The 17,959-nt window shown below is 54.3% G+C and carries 7 protein-coding genes; 6 read left to right on the top strand and 1 reads right to left on the bottom strand.

The window, feature by feature from the left end; translation table 11 throughout:
* The first annotated feature begins 3 nt into the window (after positions 1-3).
* The 3 genes from ACIX8_RS14245 (at position 4) to ACIX8_RS14235 (ending at position 5,082) form a co-directional block, all read left to right on the top strand.
* Positions 4-348 (top strand): PAAR domain-containing protein, encoded by a 345-nt coding sequence (locus ACIX8_RS14245; protein ID WP_014266046.1) that lies wholly within the window; start codon positions 4-6, stop codon positions 346-348.
* Between the two features lie 397 nt (positions 349-745).
* Complete coding sequence (locus tag ACIX8_RS24630; protein WP_014266045.1) at positions 746-3,817, top strand: serine/threonine protein kinase; 3,072 nt, start codon at positions 746-748, stop codon at positions 3,815-3,817.
* Positions 3,757-5,082, top strand: a complete 1,326-nt coding sequence (locus ACIX8_RS14235) for a tetratricopeptide repeat protein (protein ID WP_150110608.1) — start codon at positions 3,757-3,759, stop codon at positions 5,080-5,082. The genes ACIX8_RS24630 and ACIX8_RS14235 overlap by 61 nt, the downstream gene beginning before the upstream one ends.
* Before the next feature lie 196 nt (positions 5,083-5,278).
* Here ACIX8_RS14235 and ACIX8_RS14230 read toward each other — a convergent pair whose 3' ends face one another.
* Entirely contained in the window at positions 5,279-6,277 is a 999-nt protein-coding gene (locus ACIX8_RS14230; RefSeq protein WP_014266043.1) for a zinc-dependent alcohol dehydrogenase family protein, read from the bottom strand.
* A gap of 807 nt (positions 6,278-7,084) precedes the next feature.
* On the opposite strand from ACIX8_RS14230, the gene ACIX8_RS14225 reads away from it, so the two are divergent.
* From ACIX8_RS14225 to ACIX8_RS14215, 3 genes are all read left to right on the top strand, one after another.
* Entirely contained in the window at positions 7,085-13,696 is a 6,612-nt protein-coding gene (locus tag ACIX8_RS14225; RefSeq protein ID WP_014266042.1) for a malectin domain-containing carbohydrate-binding protein, read from the top strand.
* Positions 13,697-13,801: 105 nt separating this feature from the next.
* Positions 13,802-15,496, top strand: a complete 1,695-nt coding sequence (locus ACIX8_RS14220) for a WD40 repeat domain-containing protein (protein WP_014266041.1) — start codon at positions 13,802-13,804, stop codon at positions 15,494-15,496.
* Positions 15,497-15,575: 79 nt separating this feature from the next.
* Complete coding sequence (locus tag ACIX8_RS14215; protein WP_223295338.1) at positions 15,576-17,903, top strand: TonB-dependent receptor; 2,328 nt, start codon at positions 15,576-15,578, stop codon at positions 17,901-17,903.
* Positions 17,904-17,959 lie beyond the last annotated feature (56 nt).

Below are 17,959 nucleotides of genomic sequence, written 5' to 3'. Positions count from 1 at the left end.
AAGATGCCACCAGCGGCTCGAGCTACAGATCCACACATTTGCCCAGGAGGCGGAGGGCCGATCGTTCCATCCGGTGAAATTACCGTTCTTATCGATCATCTCCCTGCGGCGACAGTCACCTGGCAGACGGCATGCACTGCTGATGGTGATGATCCCATTGTGCGAGGTTCGACGGGGGTGTTCATCAATCATCTGCCGGCCGCACGTGTCGGCGATCAGACAACCCTCGGAGGCGCGATTATGATGGGCTCTCTTACCTGCGAGATCGGTGAGATGGGGTCGCCTCCGGCGGGGGCGGGAGGATTCGGTGGGGTTGTAGCCGGTCTTTCCGTGGGAAAGGGGGGGTAGTTTGCAGTACAACGGCAGCGATCCTTTACCGAAAGTCTTGGGTCGGTCGACAGCGTTGCTTCTGGCTGTGTACACGGGAACTCTCGTTTCCTGGAGCCGGAGAGGGAGGATGCTCGTCGGCAGGCTCTGACTTTTCCACATTCTCAATGGTTCTCGCGTGGACTGCGGTGCAGTGGTTTTCGCCGCTGCCGGCATGGCACGCTCGATTCCATTTGGAGGCAGGGAATAAAACAGCCGCTCATGGGTTGTGTCTAGTGAGGATTGATGAGGCCATAAATGGCGGCCCTCAACTTTGAAATACAGCAGGTATCGATAACACGAAGCAGGAACGACACGAAGACACTTGTAACCCCTTCCTATTGCAAGGAATCCAACGATCTGAGGACAAGAGTTAAATATGAGCGATAATCCATTGTCAGCCGCCACCGCCACTCGTATTGGACGATACGACGTGATCTGTGAACTTGGCCGCGGTGGCATGGGTATTGTCTATAGGGCAGAAGATAAACTCATCGGCCGTGAGATAGCGATTAAAACTCTCACCGAGACGACGCCGGACCTGCGCGAGAGGTTTTATGTTGAGGCCAGGTCGGGCATACTGAACCATGCGAATATCGTAACGATCTATGAGATTGGCGAATACGAAGGCAATCCATACATCGCCATGGAGTATGTCGCTGGGGAATCGCTGGAAAAGATTCTCCGCACGGGCAAGAGGCCTTCTCTGCTGGAAACGCTATCGACCATTGAGCAACTCTGCTCTGGGCTTGGATATGCGCACCAGAATGGGGTACAGCACCGCGATGTCAAGCCAGCAAACCTGATCTTACAACCGGACAGCAGGGTGAAGATTGTCGACTTTGGCATCGCGCGATTGGCGGATCAGACAACACGTCTCACGAAAACCGATGCGTTGATTGGTACCTTTCATTACATCGCACCGGAACGTCTGAAGGGCGAGATGAGCGATGGCCGTTCGGATATCTGGTCTGCGGGCGTGATCCTGTACCAGATGATTACTGGTCAGTTGCCGTTTGACGGGGCGAATGTCTCTACCCTCTACAAGGTCATCAGCGAGCCTTACCCTCCTCTGAGGAACTACAACCAGGATCTTCCCGAAGAGCTTATTGCAATTGTTGAGCGGGCGCTGGCCAAGAACCCCGATGACCGCTACAGCACAGCGGAGGAGATGGCCTTCGATCTGCAAGCTATCTCTGGCAGCCTGCAAAAAGAGCGTATGGGCGATCTGATGGTCTCTGCCAAACGCCTGATGGAGCAGGGGCAGCTTGCCCATGCGCGAACGGTGTTGCTTGATCTGCAACGGATCGATGCGCAGGATGCCGATGTTCGGCGCATGATGCGTGAAGTGCAGGAACAACTTAGCCGAACCCAGAAGACCGAACAGGTGCGACAGCTCGTCGAGCAAGCGGAAGAGGCTGTCTATTCGCAGCGCTATGACGAAGCAATTCAGGTTTACAGGCAGGCCATCAAGCTCGACCAGGAGGATACACTTCAGCTCGCTGAGAGACTGGAAAGTATTCAGGGCCTGAAGGAGAAACACGACAGAATCGACCTGCTTCGGCAGCAGGCAGTGAGCGCGCGTGGACGTGGCGACCTGATTGGAGCGCAGGACCTGCTTGGGCAGGCGATCACTTTGGATGAAAAGAACACCGACCTTCGCAATGCCTATGCGACTGTTCTCCGCGAGATCGAGAGAAAAAGTAACGAGGAAAAGCTGCAGGAACTATTGCAGATAGCTCGCGAAAGTTATATCTCTAGGCGTTATACGGATACGATTGCGCGTCTGCGCGAAGCAACGGAGCTGGATCCAACCCATCAGGAGGTGCAGCAACTCCTTCATGAAGCCGTCAATCGCCAGGATCAGGAGATCCGCCGCAAACTAAACGAGCAGGTCGCTGCCGAAGTGCAGGACTGTATCTATCGCGAGGATTTCGACAAGGCCCTCAAGCAGCTAAACCGGGCGTTGGAGAAGCTGCCGACCGAGACGCTCCTGCTTCGCTTGAAGGTGGAAACGGAAAAGAAGAAACGAGAGTTCCAGGCGCAGCAGGTGGCGCAGGCCGCAGCACAAAAGGCGCAGAATCTCTTTTCGGATGCGCCAGCGGAAGCTCTTGCCGTGGTAGAAACCGCGCTGGAACAGGTGCCGGGCGACGAGCGGCTGGTTCAGCTTAAGTTCCGCCTGGAAGAACAGATTAAGCGCCTGAAGCGAGAGGAATTGCTGGCTCAAGCGATGAAGCTGGCTCGAGCGGAGATAGATGCAACGCAGTTTGATAAGGCAATCCAGATTCTCGAGTCTGTACGGATCGAGTGCGGCACTACAGAAGATGTAACCTCGCTGCTCGAATTTGCAAGGGCCGAGAAACAGGCACTGGCGCGTCAGCGGCGGAGCGACGAGACACGCGCAGAGGCTCAGGCGCTTATGAGCGCAGGGAAGTATGAGGCCGCCATTGCAAAGCTCGAGCCCGTGGCTGCAGATATGGAAGATCCCGGGCTTAACGCACTCCTCGTACAGGCGCAGCAAGCATTACAAGAAGCCTTGCAGCGTTTGGAGTCGATTGAATCCCATGTGCGTTCCTTAGCTGAAACAGATCTACAGGAAGCTCTTCGGCTGCTGGAGAGTCAACCTCCTGAGGTGATCTCGAACGGTAAGATCAGCGCACTGAGGCAGGAGCTCAATAAGAAAGCGAATATCCAGAGAGCGATCCAGGCGGCGATCGTCCACTTTGAGACATCCCTGGCAAAGCAGGATTTACGGGGAAGTATGGATGCTCTCGAATCGGTGCGACGGACGCATGGAGAGTCGCCTGAGCTGGCGCAGGCAATCGCTGAAGCAAAAGGCAAAAGGCTGTCGTTTGCAAATGCTTCCCTTACGGCTTCTATGGACGAAGCAAGCAAAGCCTTGTTGCGCAATGAGCCAAAAGAAGCCCGGGAGATATTGCGCCGTCCAGAGAAGCTTACGGAGTATGCGGATGCGCAGGTGCGCTCCGACTGGAAGCTTCAGCTAAAGATGGCGTCGAAGACTCCGAGCACGAAGCCGAGTGCTGGTGAGAAAGCTCTTCCGAACGTTGTAAAGGGGAGGTCCTGGACCTGGGCATATATCGCTACAGGACTGATCCTTGCGGTAGTTCTGGGGCTCGTATGGCGGCGAAGTGTGCGTCCTTCCGTGCCGGTTCCTCTAGCGACGACCTATCTACAGTTGAATGCGTCGCCATGGGCGGTTGTTCAGCAGGTTACGGATGGGAAGGGACATCGTGTGGAACTTCCTGCGGGAGACCATAGTACGCCGATGCGCCTGGAAGGATTGCAGGTCGGCGACTATCAGGTTACCTTTCAGAGCGCAGATCAGAATAATCAAGTGGAACATTGTCAACTTACGCTGGAGAAGCATCTTTGCACCAGCACCTTTGCAGAGCCGGATATAAAGCTGCTGCTGTCAGGAGATCAGCCATGAAACAGGTCTATTTTTATGGAGCATGCCTGGTAGTTCTTGCCATGTTGATGCCAGCCTTTCTACACGCAGACGATAACCTCGACAACCTGAATGCTGCGTACAAGGCTGCTCTGGAGAGGAAAGAGCTTGACCGCGCAGCAGGTTATATCTGCCAGGCGGCAAAGCTGGATCCCGGCAAGTACGAGAAGAAGTGCGCGGGCGTGCAGAAAGCCATTGCAAAAGAGCTGCCCCAATTTGACAAATTATTTCTCGATGGCAGGACTAAGTTCGAGAAGAAAGATTATGTCGGTGGAATCCGCGATCTGCAGAAGATCTCCTTTGGTCCACACCACGACGAAGCACAGCAGTTGATTCAGCAGGCAACTAGTTTGTTGAATCATCTGTCGCAGCCTGCAGACACCGGGATGCAGAAATTGAAACAGGTGCAGGCAGCCTATGAAAGCGGCGATTTTTCTACGGCGTCCACCGTAGCCGCTTCTATAACGGATACCAGCATCCTCCCGTATCTCAAGCAGATTGTAACCAACATTCAGGTCTACAACGAGTCGATGAATGAAGGGGATGCTTATCTGCAGCAAGGGCAATACGCCGCTGCGAAGCAGAAATATAGCTTTGCCCTGGTAATCAAAAACAATGGTCCGGGTAATCCCGCAGACAAGTTGCAGCGAATCACAACACTTCTGGCTGCGGCGGAAAAGCCACAGGTTGCAGAGAGTGACAGCAAGCCAAAAACGACTCCTGATCCGGGCACGCAGGGCCTCAATAACAACGGCAAGCCAGCGGCCAAGCCGGTCGATAACGTGGTAAGGATCAAGGAGTTTCTTGCAAAAGCCCAGGAAGACGAAGCGAAAGGGAATACGCCAGCCGCGATTTCAGCTTACGACCAGGTGTTGGCTCTCGATCCTCAGCAGCAGACCGCAGTTGCAGGAAAACTACGGCTGATGGGCGCGATGCAGAAAGACCCTCAAGACCTGGAAGATGCTCTGATCAAGGGGGTTCGCAGCTATGGTCAATCGAACTTCGAAGAAGCACGTGCCGATATATCGCTTTATCTAAAGCAGGGCGGGACTAAGAAGGGAGCAGCCTATTTCTATCTGGGAGCTTCTTTTATGGCCGATGCGTTTTTGTCGGACAAGAATGATTACGACAAACTGCAACGGAACGCGGTGCTGAACTTCCGCCTGGCAAAGGGGGAACACTTTAAACCTGCGGAGAAATATATATCTCCAAAGATTCTGGCGGTTTGGAATCAGACCAGCTTCTAAGAGGGGGTGTCTGTGAAGTGGGAGAACACTGAATACGGTCATGGGTAGCTCCAACTGCAAACGCTGAGTTCGCGAAGTACGCTAAGTTTGCGCAGAGTTTTCTTTGCGTCAACTTGGCGTCCTCTGCGGACTCAGCGTTTGCAGTTGGAGCTATAGACGATTTGCCGGGCGCCGGGTCCCTAGCATCTCGTGCAAATTAGAGCGTGACGACGATCTTGCCGATCTGAGCGTTCGACTCCATATAGCGGTGGGCCTCAACGATTTCAGCAAAGGGAAATGTTTTATCGATGAGGGGGCTGAAAGCGCCTGAAGCGAGATGGTCGAAGATGTATTGCTTCGCCTTGGGAAATACTGGATCGGGGGGGATTTCGAAGAGCGTGTAGGCCCGGACGGTCAGGAACTTGGAGAGTGCGGTGAAAAGAGGGTAGGGAGTGGGTTCCGGTGCCAGTGCTCCGTACTCGAAGATGATTCCCTTGGAGGCTGTGGCTTCGGCGAGCGATTCGAGGATCTTGCCACCGATGGGATCGAAGACGATACGCGCGCCCTTGCCTGAGGTGATCTCGTTGATGCGGGCGACGAGGTTTTCTTCGTCAGTGACGATCACATGATCTGCGCCTCGTTTGAGGAGTTCGGCTTTCTTTGCTGCGGTGCGGGTGACGGCGATGCTTGTGGCGCCCTCGACCTTGACCATCTCAATAGCCGCGATACCTACGCTACTGCTGGCTGCGGTGACGACAACAAAGTCTTCTTTAGTGATCTGGCCGAGCCATATGAGTGCACCGTATGCGGTGAGGTACTGCATCCAGATGGATGTGCCTTGTTCGTACGAGAGCGTTGAAGGATATTCGGCGATTCCATGAAGGGGAACGACCGCGACTTCGCCGTAGACTCCATGAGCGTTGAGTTTGAAGGTTCCGGGAACGGTGCTGGCGGTCTTGCCGATCCAACTGGAATCGACGCCTAGGCCAACGGCTTCGATGATTCCTGCGGCCTCGTAACCGTTCTTTGCCGGGAAAACAGGCGTCTCGAGATATTGTCCGTTGCGGAACATGATCTCGGCGCGGTTGAGCCCAAGAGCTTTGACCTGGAGACGAACCTCGCCCGGGCCGGGTTCGGGAAGGGCGAGTTCGTCAAACTGAAGGACTTCGGCGGGGCCGGTCTTATGAAAGCGGACAATCTTTACGGTGTTGGACATGCATGCTCCTGAGTTACAGATGCTCCACTTAGATTGCCATGAAACAGGGAAGATGCAGAATCCGTGTTTCCTTGGCGCAACATCTGCGAGAGCAGAGGCCTCATTAAAGATTCTAACCAGGGAATAAATGTGCATCTATGGTGTTTCTCTTAATAGAAGCCTTTGTCCATAGATTTTAGAGTCATTCGTTGAGCAGCGTGGTTGTTGCTCGAAGGGCGAAGTGTGAAGAAAACATAAGGGATCAGATAGCTAACTCTGAAGTGCTGCGATCGTGCGCAATTGTTTGGCATTCATATTGTAGAAACGTCAGCGCCAACCAGTCTCAAACTGGTGGCTGGTTGGGGTATCTGATATCTCCACAAGGACGTATGGGAGCGGTAGAGCCTGATCTTTAGGCGATGTTGATAAGACTACGACAGAAGTGACAAAAAAGTGACATTGCGGCGGATTGAATCCATAGTCTGACGTGCTAGATTACATTTGCAACCCTCCATGAAAATCATTTGAAGTGCAACCCAGAGAACGAAAGAGGCGATCTAGAGCTTGTACGATAGACTCCATCATTGCTGACATAGCGTAAGCGGAGATGCTTTCCAGACTTCATCGCTGTTTTATAGATGTGTGTGATTTGCTCTACCCATACATTCATTAGCTTTTTGCGTTCTTTTGTTACGGATTAGCACCACGCAACACATTCTCATTTCAGTTTCCCTGGTCTTTCCCTGGGAGCTAACTGTCCAGTGCCTTGTTTGGCTTCAGCCGAGCAGGATGGGCTTGTGCCTTCACTCGCTTTACCGGAGATTAATTTTGCGAATCTTATCGCTTGCACGCTTCTTATTCCTCTGCCTTATTGGATTATTCTGCGCCTCTACTGTATCGGCGCAGAGTGACATCACCACTTGGCAGGTCGACACTAAGCATACGGGCGTGAACGCAAATGAGACTGTCCTCACTCCTTCGTTCGTCAGCACAAACGGCAACCTCGTTGTTCGTTATGCCGAGAAGGTGGACGGACAGATCTTCGCGCAACCTCTTTATTTAAGTGGTGCGACGAGCGGCCAGCTTCCGGGAAATTGGGCCGATGGCCAGCAGCACAAGGATGTCGTCTTCGTTGTTACGGAGAATGCGACTCTATACGCCTTCGACGCCGATCAAGAACCTAATTACCGGCCTAACACTGGGTTTTCAAACCCGATCTGGAGCCTGCATCTTGTTCCGGCGGGTAACAAGACAGCCGTGCCAATCCCTCAGATAGACACTGATTCCGCATTGGACATCAGGCCGTTGTTTGGCGATACCGCGACACCGGTGATCGATCCCAAAGGTGGAATCATCTACGTGGTGTCGGCGCTGAAGGACACCGGAGCTCTCCCGGCCTCGCATCCGTATGAGCAACTGCTTTGGGCTATCAACCTGAAGACAGGGCAGCCTGTGAACGGTAGCCCCGTTGTGATCAACCCTCAGTTCAATGGCGTATTTGGCGGTGACAATCGCACCCCTTGCTCTCAGGCGAACCACGTACCCAATACGCCTAGCGACAACGGTTGCGAGAATGATAATGAGCCGGCCGCTCCCGCCGGAACCATCCCTTTTTATCCTCTTCATTCGCATCTGCGATCAGCGCTGACACTGGACAATTTCAACGGCCATAACACGCTTTATCTGGCCTACGCGTCGCATAGTGATGGACAGCCTTACTCCGGCTTCATCGTTGGATACAACGCGACTACTTTGCAGCAGACAACTGAATTTACGACAATGCCGGATAATACCTTTGAAGCCGGAATTTGGATGGCGGGCGCCAGTCCTGCGATAGATCCTGCGTTAAACAAGATGTATGTAATTACCGGCAACGGCGGCAATTGGGACAATAAGGACTCTAATAACAAGCCTTTGCCCGCCATGGGCCTGGACAGTCAAGGCAATGTATTTTCAAAGGGAACCAATTGGCCGATGAGCGTGCTTGCTTTCGATACGACTCCGGCTGGAACCGTAGCGTACCGAGGTCAAAACGAACTGCAGGTTCCTTTTACTGATACCAGTGTGTGGTTTACGCCGGCACAATGGGACTCTTTCAATAATGGAGATCAGGATCTCGGTGCAGGCGGCCCCTTGCTCTTCGACACTCCCGCTCCTGACGGCAGCACGAAACAGTTATTGATCGGTGGCGGTAAGGCGGGCGTTATGTATGTCCTCGACCGTACGAATCTTGGCGGCATCGATACGTCGCAAGGTGGCGCGGTCAGTAGCAGCATCCCGGTCGACTTTCAGGATGACAATGTTGTCCAGGAGATCACCTTTCCCAACGGAACAGGCTTCTTCAATACGCCGGCCCTTTTCAATCATCGCATCTACTTTTCGGGAGGCAATTCCGGAGCGCGATCACGTGCGGTTGGCTTCAACCAAACTACGAACACCTATATCTCCAGCACGGAGGATGCTTCGCCGGAGGGCCCTGTCGATAAGAATGCCGGAGTATTCATTTCGGCGAATGGCACGACCAACGGGCTAGTCTGGCAGACTGCAAACGGCATACGTGCCTGGGATGCAAGCAATCTGGCCAAGGGTGCTATCTTCTCGCAAAACAACATTCAGGTGGATGACGGCTCGGGCAATCCGTGCATCACTCCAACATTCTCGCTGCCGATTGTGTCGGGCGGAAATGTGTTTTTCTCCTGCTATCAAAATCCAACCACGACCGGAACGACCACCTCTTCCAGCGGAGCTCCGGAAACATTCGTGCAGCCATCGGACAATAAGCCCGGATATCTCTTCGTTTACGGCCAGGCGCCAGTTGCGCCAGGAGCTCCGACGCAGGTTCCTCTCAATGTGTCTGCACAGGCGGATTCGGAGTCGCAGATTACTGTCAGTTGGACCGATCCGGATAGCGGCCAGGCGACCGCGCACACCGGCTTTAATGTCTTTCGCGCGACGTGCTCCACATGCGTTCCTGTTCAGATCACGTCGACCTCAGACTTGAGCTTTGTCGACACCGGTCTTGAGACCGTTACCGCGACGAACGGTTCAACCTCCACGATTAATTTGACGCCGAATACGACGTATTTCTATACGGTCAAGGCGACCAACAACGCAGGCTCTTCAAACTCGAGCAACATCGCTTCAGCCACCACCTTCCCGCAGTACTCTGAACCAGGGCTGGTTGCCTACTGGCCGATGGACGAAGGAACCCTACAGGGAGAGAGCGCGAACAGCTCCGTAGACCTTACCGGGAATGGTCATACCGCGTTAAAGGATGAGACCGGTGGGTCGAATGAGATTGAATCGACTCCCAGTGGCTATATCGGTGGTTCCTGGCAGTATCACGGCACTACGGTCATCGACCGGCTCGTCGTCAGGAATGCTTCCGACCTGCAATTTACTGCGAGCCAGAGCTTCAGTCTTGTTGCCTGGGTCAACCCCACGACCCTGCAGGGCTTCGGCGGTCCGTCAGGCACGAACGGTCTTGATGGTGTTTCGATCATCGTAAAGTCAAGAGACCAGGGAAGCGAGTATGGTCTTTGGATTAATCTCAACGGCCAATGGGAGGCCCGCAGCGGAACTCCGGGCGGTGCTGGAACTGTCATCACCGGATCGGCGGCAACGGCTGGAGCCTGGACACAGTTGGCACTCGTACAAGACGGTCCCAATAACAAGCGGTACCTCTATGTAAACGGCAAGCTTGCTGGACAGGGAACTGCGCAGAATGCCAATGGCGGCGGTGATCTGTGGTTTGGTCAGCAAAATCTTTTTCCAAACGGCCCCAATGACCAGACCTCCACGGACGGTTTCCAAGGCAATATTGACGAGGTCCGTGTCTATAACACCGCTCTCACTTCGGCTCAACTGCTAAATGAATTCTCGGATACCGTTTATCAGGCCTCTTCGATTCAGACTCACGCGGGAGTTCCCGTGGGTGTTCCACTCTATCCGTTCGGGCCGTCTGGACTTCCCACGACTGAGGCGCGCGTTGCACCTAACCGCACCTACACTCTCCAATTGAACTTTGCGCAGCCGCTTTCATCCACTCCCGCGGCCGTGCTCAACGCTCAGCCGGGTTCCACGCAGGCGGTGCAGGGAAGCGTGAGCTCGGTCACACTCGACCCAACCAAGATGATCGTTACGGTGGTGCTTGCCAATGTAGCAAACGCCCAGGCGCTCCAGTTGCATTTGACCGGCGTCACGAGCGAGGCCGCGCAGAATGAATCCTACGATCTTCCTTTCAATGTTTTAGAGGGAGACGTTACGGGCGATCATATCGTCGATAACGCCGATGCCAGTGCCATTACGACTGTTATCACAGACAATAACAACAACCCCATCACCGCGATCACGTCAGCTAATGCACAATTCGATCTGAATCTTGATGGAATTGTGAATGCAACGGACTCAAGCCTGGCGGCCAGCCTCGCTGGACCAAGCTTGCCTATCCAGACGGACGTGTCTCTGGCTGCATTCAAGCAGACCAGTGCATCAAGTTCTAATGGCGGCAACATTGCCGCACTTGCGGTAGATAACATCGCCAGTGAGAACTCCCGCTGGGAGAGCACGCAGGGTGTCGATCCTGAATCGCTTGTAATCGACCTCAATAGTGCTGCAAACATCCACTCCATTGTTCTGGATTGGGAAAATGCTGCCGGGGCCAACTACGTGCTGCAGGTAAGCAACAATCCTGCGGTCTTCCCTGAAGCGGCTACTCCAAACTGCAGCTCGCCGAATTGGACGACCCTCGTGAACGTTACGGGTAATACGAGTGGCGGTATCAAGACCTATAGTGGCCTGAATGGCAATGGCCGCTTTGTCCGTATGTGCGGCACGAGCCGGACGACAACGTTCGGTTACTCGTTAGAAGACTTCGAGGTCATTGGGTCTTTCGCGTCCGCAGGTGCTACGCCACCAACCATCACAAGCGCTACGTCTGCCATCGCAACTGTTGGTCAGCCGTTCAGCTATACCATCACTTCCAGTCCGGCTGCTTCGAGTTTCAATGCAACCGGCCTGCCTGCAGGACTGAGCCTGACGGGAGCAGTCATCTCGGGTACGCCTACGGTGACCGGATCGTTCACCATCAACTTGTCGGCCACGAATGCTACAGGTCAAACAGGCACGGCTACCCTTAACCTGACCGTCAATGCGGCGGCGCCAGTGATTACCAGCGCTACTACTGCGACTGCAATCGCCGGTCAGCCGTTCAGCTATACCATTACTTCTAACCCGACCGCTTCCAGCTTCAAGGCAACTGGCTTGCCAGCGGGACTGAGCCTGACGGGCGCGGTGATCTCGGGCACGCCTACGGTGACTGGATCATTCCCCGTCACCTTGTCGGCCATCAGCGCCACTGGTCAAACAGGTACGGCTACTCTTAACCTGACAGTCAAAGCAGCGGCGCCGGTGATTACCAGTGCGACTACCGCGACTGCAACTGTTGGTCAGCCTTTCAGCTACACCATTACTTCTAACCCGGCCGCCTCGACCTTCAACGCAACCGGTTTGCCCACTGGATTGAGCCTTAATGGCGCAGTTCTTTCGGGTGCGCCGACGGTGGCCGGTTCCTTCAGCATCACTCTTTCAGCCACGAACTCGTCTGGCCAGACGGGTACCGCAAATCTGATTCTGACCGTCAACGCGGCAGCACCGGTGATTACCAGCGCTACCTCAGCGGCTGCAACTGTTGGTCAGCCTTTCAGCTACACCATCACGTCGAATCCTGCCGCTGCAAGCTTCAATGCAACCGGCTTACCCGCAGGTCTTGGTCGTACCGGGGCATTGATCTCGGGCACACCGACAGTGGCTGGAACCTTCAATGTCGCTCTATCTGCGACTAGCTCCACTGGCCAGACCGGCACGGCAACGCTGGTCCTTACCATCAGCAACGCTGCTCCTGTTCTGCCGGCAGCGCCTACCGGCGTCACGCCGACGGCGGTATCGGCAAGCCAGATCAACCTAAGCTGGACAGCGAGTACCACTCCGGGTGTAACGTACTCCGTCTTCAGGAGCACAAACTCCGGCTTTGCGCCGTCGTCAGCCAATCAGATCGCGCAAGGTTTGACATCCACAACCGCCTCCGATCCGGGCCTTACTGCAGCGACAACGTATTTCTATATCGTGCAGGCAGTCAACGGTGCTGGTTTCACAAACTCGCTGCAGGCTTCGGCTCAGACGCAGGCTGCCTCAGGGGTCACTGAAGTGCTTGCAATCAACGCCGGCAGCACCGCAGCTGTGACTAGCGCTTCCGGGAATACAACCTTTATCGGCGATACGGACTTTGCTGGTGGTAATGACGATGCTCCAGGGCAGCCGATCGTCATTCCTGCGGCTATTGCAAACATAGCGGCACCGGCTGCGGTCTATGCCGATGCACATCAAGGCGTCGTTACATATACCATCCCAAACCTGGCGGCTGGTAACACCTATACCGTGCTTTTGCACTTCGCTGAGCTGTACTTTACGTCATCGAACTCCCGTTTATTCAATGTGTCGATCAATGGAGTTCAGGTGCTTCAGAACTTCGACATCTTTGCCTCCGCCGGGAACGCTAAATTCACCGCGGTTGTTCAGAGCTTCCCGAACATTACTCCTGTCAACGGCCAGATCGTCATTGCCTTTACCAGCGGAATCGCCGATCAACCCATGGTGAACGGTATTGAGATTCAGACGGGTGGCGCCTCTGTGCCGTCCGCTCCGACCCTGCTGACAGCCATGACGGCTTCATCGACCCAGGTCAATCTCAACTGGACAGCAAGCATCACGCCAGGGGTGACCTACTCTGTATTCCGAAGCACTGTAGCTGGGTTCACTCCCTCGACGGCGAATCGGATTGCACAGAATCTCACTGCAACCAGCTTCCCCGATGCCGCACTCACTGCTTCAACCCTGTACTACTACATTGTTGAAGCGACTACCAGCACCGGAGTGCTTTCGCCGTCGTCGCAGCAGGTTTCAACTTCAACGGCTGCTGCGTCTGCGGACGTCATCGCCATTAATGCGGGTAGTTCTACGGTAGTCGGCAACTTCATCGGCGACACCGACTTCAATGGCGGCAACGACGATGCTCCCAACCACGCCATCACTATCCCGGCGGCGATTGCAACGATCGCCGCACCGGCTGCAGTGTATGCGGACGCCCATCAGGGCGCTATGACATACACCATTCCAAATCTCACCGCAGGCAAGACCTACACTGTAATTTTGCACTTTGCGGAACTATTCTTTACGACCGCAAACTCTCGTCAGTTCAATGTATCGATCAACGGAACCCAGGTACTGCCGAACTTCGATATCTTTGCCGCTGCCGGAGGCGCAAACTTTACGGCGGTTGTACAAACCTTCCCCAACATCACGCCGGTCAACGGCCAGATCGTGATTGCCTTTACCAATGGTGCGCACGACCAGCCGATGGTGAACGGAATCGAGATCCGGTAGCACCTGGGCGGTTTTGGGCTGTTGTCTTTCGAGGGTCTGCGGGGAGTTCATCCCCGCAGACCCTCAAATTGATTTATAAAACTCTTAATACTCGAAGAGGAATGGATGTTCTCTCCTTATAAGTGGTTGTGGCGTCAGGAACTGCTTCCTATCCCTGTCTTAATGTTCGTCCTGTCCCAGGGAGGTGGCAGTCTGATTGCTCAGGCCATCGCAAACAACAATCAAGGGCCGTCGGTTTCTGTCGGTGCCACAAAAACTTCGGCGGCAGTTACCGAGTCGTATATCGATTATTTGAAAGCGTTCGAACTGGCTGAGACCGGCAGCAAACCTGCGGCGCTTCGGTTGGTGGCGGAGAGCCTGCGTCTGCAACCTGGCAACCTGGTAGCGTCCCGTTTCGCTTTTCGTCTGCTTGCTGAACAGCGAGCCAATACCGCGCTCAGGCTTCAGGGGCATACAGGAGTTATCACATCGGCCAGCTACAGTCCTGATGGAACTAAAATCCTGACCACTTCAAAGGACCATACCGCCAGAGTGTGGGATGCTCGTACCGGAGTTCAATTGACGCCATCGCTGGACCACGATGATGAGGTGGTCTCTGGAGTCTTCAGCAGCGATTCAAAACAAATCGCGACCGGTACAGAGGACGGCAAGGTGACGGTTTGGGATGCCAGCACCAGCAAAAGATTAGCCACCTCTATGCAGTTCATCGGGTCCGCCTGGTCTGTGAGCTTTAGCCCGGATGGAAAGATCGTCGCTGCCTCGTCCGATGAAGGGAAGGCGCGTACCTGGGATGCAGCGACCGGTAAGCCGCTGTCCCCCCTGATCGAGTATCATGAGGCAGCCTACCATGTGAGCTTTAGCAGTGATGGAAAGGCACTTTTGATTGCAACAGGAGATAACTTCGCCGATCTCCGCGATCCCCGCACCGGGGTACGTATCCGACAATTGCGTCGTGGCAACGATATTTACAGCGCTCAATTCAGCCCCGATAACAAGCGAATTGTTACGGCGTGCGCGGACTCTACGGCGGAGATATGGGACGCCCAGAACGGGACGCCAATCGGGAGCGTCATGAGTCATGGATTTGGAGTGGGGTCGGCGGAGTTCAACAGCGATGCTTCACTTATCGTTACTGCCTCGAAGGATCATGCTGTACGTATATGGAGTACGAGTAGCGATAAATTGACTGTACCTCCTTTGCAGCATCCGGCTCCTGTAGGCCGGGCATCGTTCAGTCTCGACAGCAAGTTAGTCGCTACGGTTGCAGGGGATAAGGCGGTTCGACTTTGGGATACGTCTACCGGGGAACAGATTCAGCTTCCGACCCTTTTGTCTGACGGACCTCCGTATTTCTCATTTAGCCCGGATGGATTATCTCTATTGATCGCAGGCGGCTCGTCTGGCTGGGTGATCGATCTGCCTCCAAATGAAGAGGCTCCGTCGTGGGTCGCCGATCTGCTCGACTTTGCGTCCACACTGAATAACTTCGATCACACGATGCAGCCGGATCTCGCCAGGATAGAGGCGATTCGAGTGAAGGTGAACAGTTCCAAGGACACGGATCGATGGACACTCTTTGGCAAATGGTATTTCACTGATATTACTCAGCGCCCCATTTCGCCATGGAGTCATGTGAGCCTCGAGAATTATGTCAACTTGCTTATCGCAAAGGGCGACCGTCCCTCTCTCGAATACGCTAAATCTCTCTCGCGTCCCTTTCCGAGCTGGTTAACTAAAGTGAACTCGGCGCTTGCAAAGCTTCCGCCTGAGCAGCCTCCAGTGAAAAAGAGTGAGGATTAGGTATTAGCGAAGATCAGAAGATGATTGCTTTTCCGAGGGGTAAGCTTTAGCACAAATCTGAAAATTAGACCGGTTATTGATGATGAAGAAAATCTCCCTATTTGTTTTATTGTTTTGTTTTGCCTCGGCCCCCCTTCTGGCCCAGGTTAATACCGGAGAACTTCGTCTTACCCTTACGGACCCTAGTGGACATGGGGTCGAAAGCTCTGTTGTGCTCTCCAACGAAGCCAACCAATACTTTCGACGGCTTGTAACGAACAAAGACGGCAACATCACGATCAAAACCCTGCCCTATGGGGTTTACAGTCTAAAGGTTGAGAAAGAGAGCTTCGCTTCGGTAGCGACATCGTTTGAGATACGATCCGCAATTCCCGTCGAACAAACTCTTCAGCTCGTTATTTCTCCTGTCAGCACCGTCATTCATGTCTCCGCCAGTAGCTCTCTCATCGATCCGAACGGCCCCTCTTCCATCATGAGGATTGGCTCGGCGCAGATCGAAGACAAAGTGGATTCGCTTCCCGGCCGTTCTGTGCAGGATCTCGTCAACTCGCAACCCGGCTGGCTCTATGAAGGCAACGCCGTCCTTCACCCTCGCGGTTCGGAGTATCAAACCCAACTTATCGTTGACGGCGTTCCTCTCACGGACAACCGTTCCCCCGGCTTCGGTCCCGAGATTGAGGCCGATGACCTCGACTCCATCAGTGTCTATACCGCAGGCTTTCCTGCTGAGTACGGAAGAAAACTTGGTGGCGTAGTCGAACTCAACACCACGCACCAGCCGCTTTCCGGCCTGCATGGCCAGCTGGTTCTTGGTGGCGGCAGCTATGACACCCTTCAATCTTTCGGCCAGTTACAGGACACCTGGGGTAAGAATTCTCTCTTCGCCTCTGCTTCAGGTAGCGTCACGAGTCACTATCTCAACCCTGTCGTTCTGGAGAACTTCACCAATAAAGGCACGACCGCAGACTTCGCCGTTAGATATGAGCGTGACTTTAGCCCCAGGGACAGCTTCAACCTGAGTGTCCGGCATGAGTTGTCGCGCTTTCAGGTTCCCAACGAACTCCTGCAGGAACAGGCCGGGCAGATCCAGAACGGCGATAACTTCGAAACGATCGGCACCGCTGGCTATCAGCACACCTTCTCGCCTAACCTGCTCACCAGCCTCGTCGGCATGGTTCGCGACAATGCTAACGACCTCTACTCCAACCCGTTGTCTACTCCGATCATCGCGTTCCAGAAAAACGACTTCCGTGAAGGCTACTTCAAGGACACGGTATCTTTTCACCATGGCCATCAGGAGTTCAAGGCGGGTGTCGAATCCGACGCCACCTTCCTGCATGAAGATTTCAGCTATACCATCACTGACCCCACACAGTTCGACGACGGCACTCCCACCACACTTCCGCCGTTCATTCAGAGCAGGCCCGACCTCGAACAATCTGCCTTTGTCGAAGACCTCATTCGTCTCGGACAGTGGACTTTGAGCGGTGGTCTTCGCTGGGACCATTACCAGCTTCTCCTCAACCAAAATGCCGTCAGTCCGCGCTTGTCTATCGGGCGCTATCTTCCCTCGATCAATACGGTCGTCCATGCCTCTTACGACCGCATCTTCCAGACGCCCTCCAACGAAAACATTCTCATCTCGAGCTCAGGCTACATTCAGTCCGTCGATCCTCAAGTCCTGAAGCTTCCAGTCAAACCCTCCGAAGGCAACTACTTTGAGGCCGGTGCAAGCAAGTCTGTGGCGGAAAGGTTGCGGCTCGACGTGAATGTCTACCGCCGCGACGTCCGCAACTATGCTGACGACGACCAGCTTCTCAATACCGGCGTAAGCTATCCCATCGCTTTTGATAAGGCTGTCATCTACGGCGCGGAAGGCAAGCTGGATCTGGTGCACTTAGGCAAGCTCACCGGCTATGTCAGCTATTCGTACATGGTGGGCAACGTCTGGTTCCCGGTAACCGGAGGCCTCTTTCTCGGAGATGACGTTAACTCGGCTCTTACCCAGCTCAGCGGCCACTTTCCCGACTCTCAGGACCAGCGAAACACTCTCCGCATACGGTTCAAATACCAACTTATGCCCCGCATCTGGCTTGCCGCCGGGCTCCTCTCCGGCTCTGGCCTTCCTTTCGAATTTGAAGGCTCACCGGATGACGCTCTGGCTCAATATGGTCCTGATGTCGTCAATCGGCTCAACTTCGATCGCGGTCGCGTAGACCCGTCTCTTTCCGTTCAGGCATCGCTTGGCGCAACCGTCTATAAGAGTGAAAAAATCAATTCCCGCTTTCAAATCGATGGAGACAATCTCAACAACCGTCTGAATGTCATCGACTTTGGCGGCCTCTTCTCCGGCAACGCCATCGGTCCTGCGCGAAGCTTCAGCCTCCGCCTTAACACCACCTTCTAGACGGTATGTGCATTTCGCCATTCAATCTTTTATTGAAGGATGTAGATCTCGATGTT

The sequence above is a fragment of the Granulicella mallensis MP5ACTX8 genome, from assembly GCF_000178955.2.
GTDB classification, from domain to species: Bacteria; Acidobacteriota; Terriglobia; order Terriglobales; family Acidobacteriaceae; genus Granulicella; species Granulicella mallensis.
Note: the sequence above shows the minus strand (reverse complement) of the source record. Positions and strands in the feature narration are given on the sequence as shown.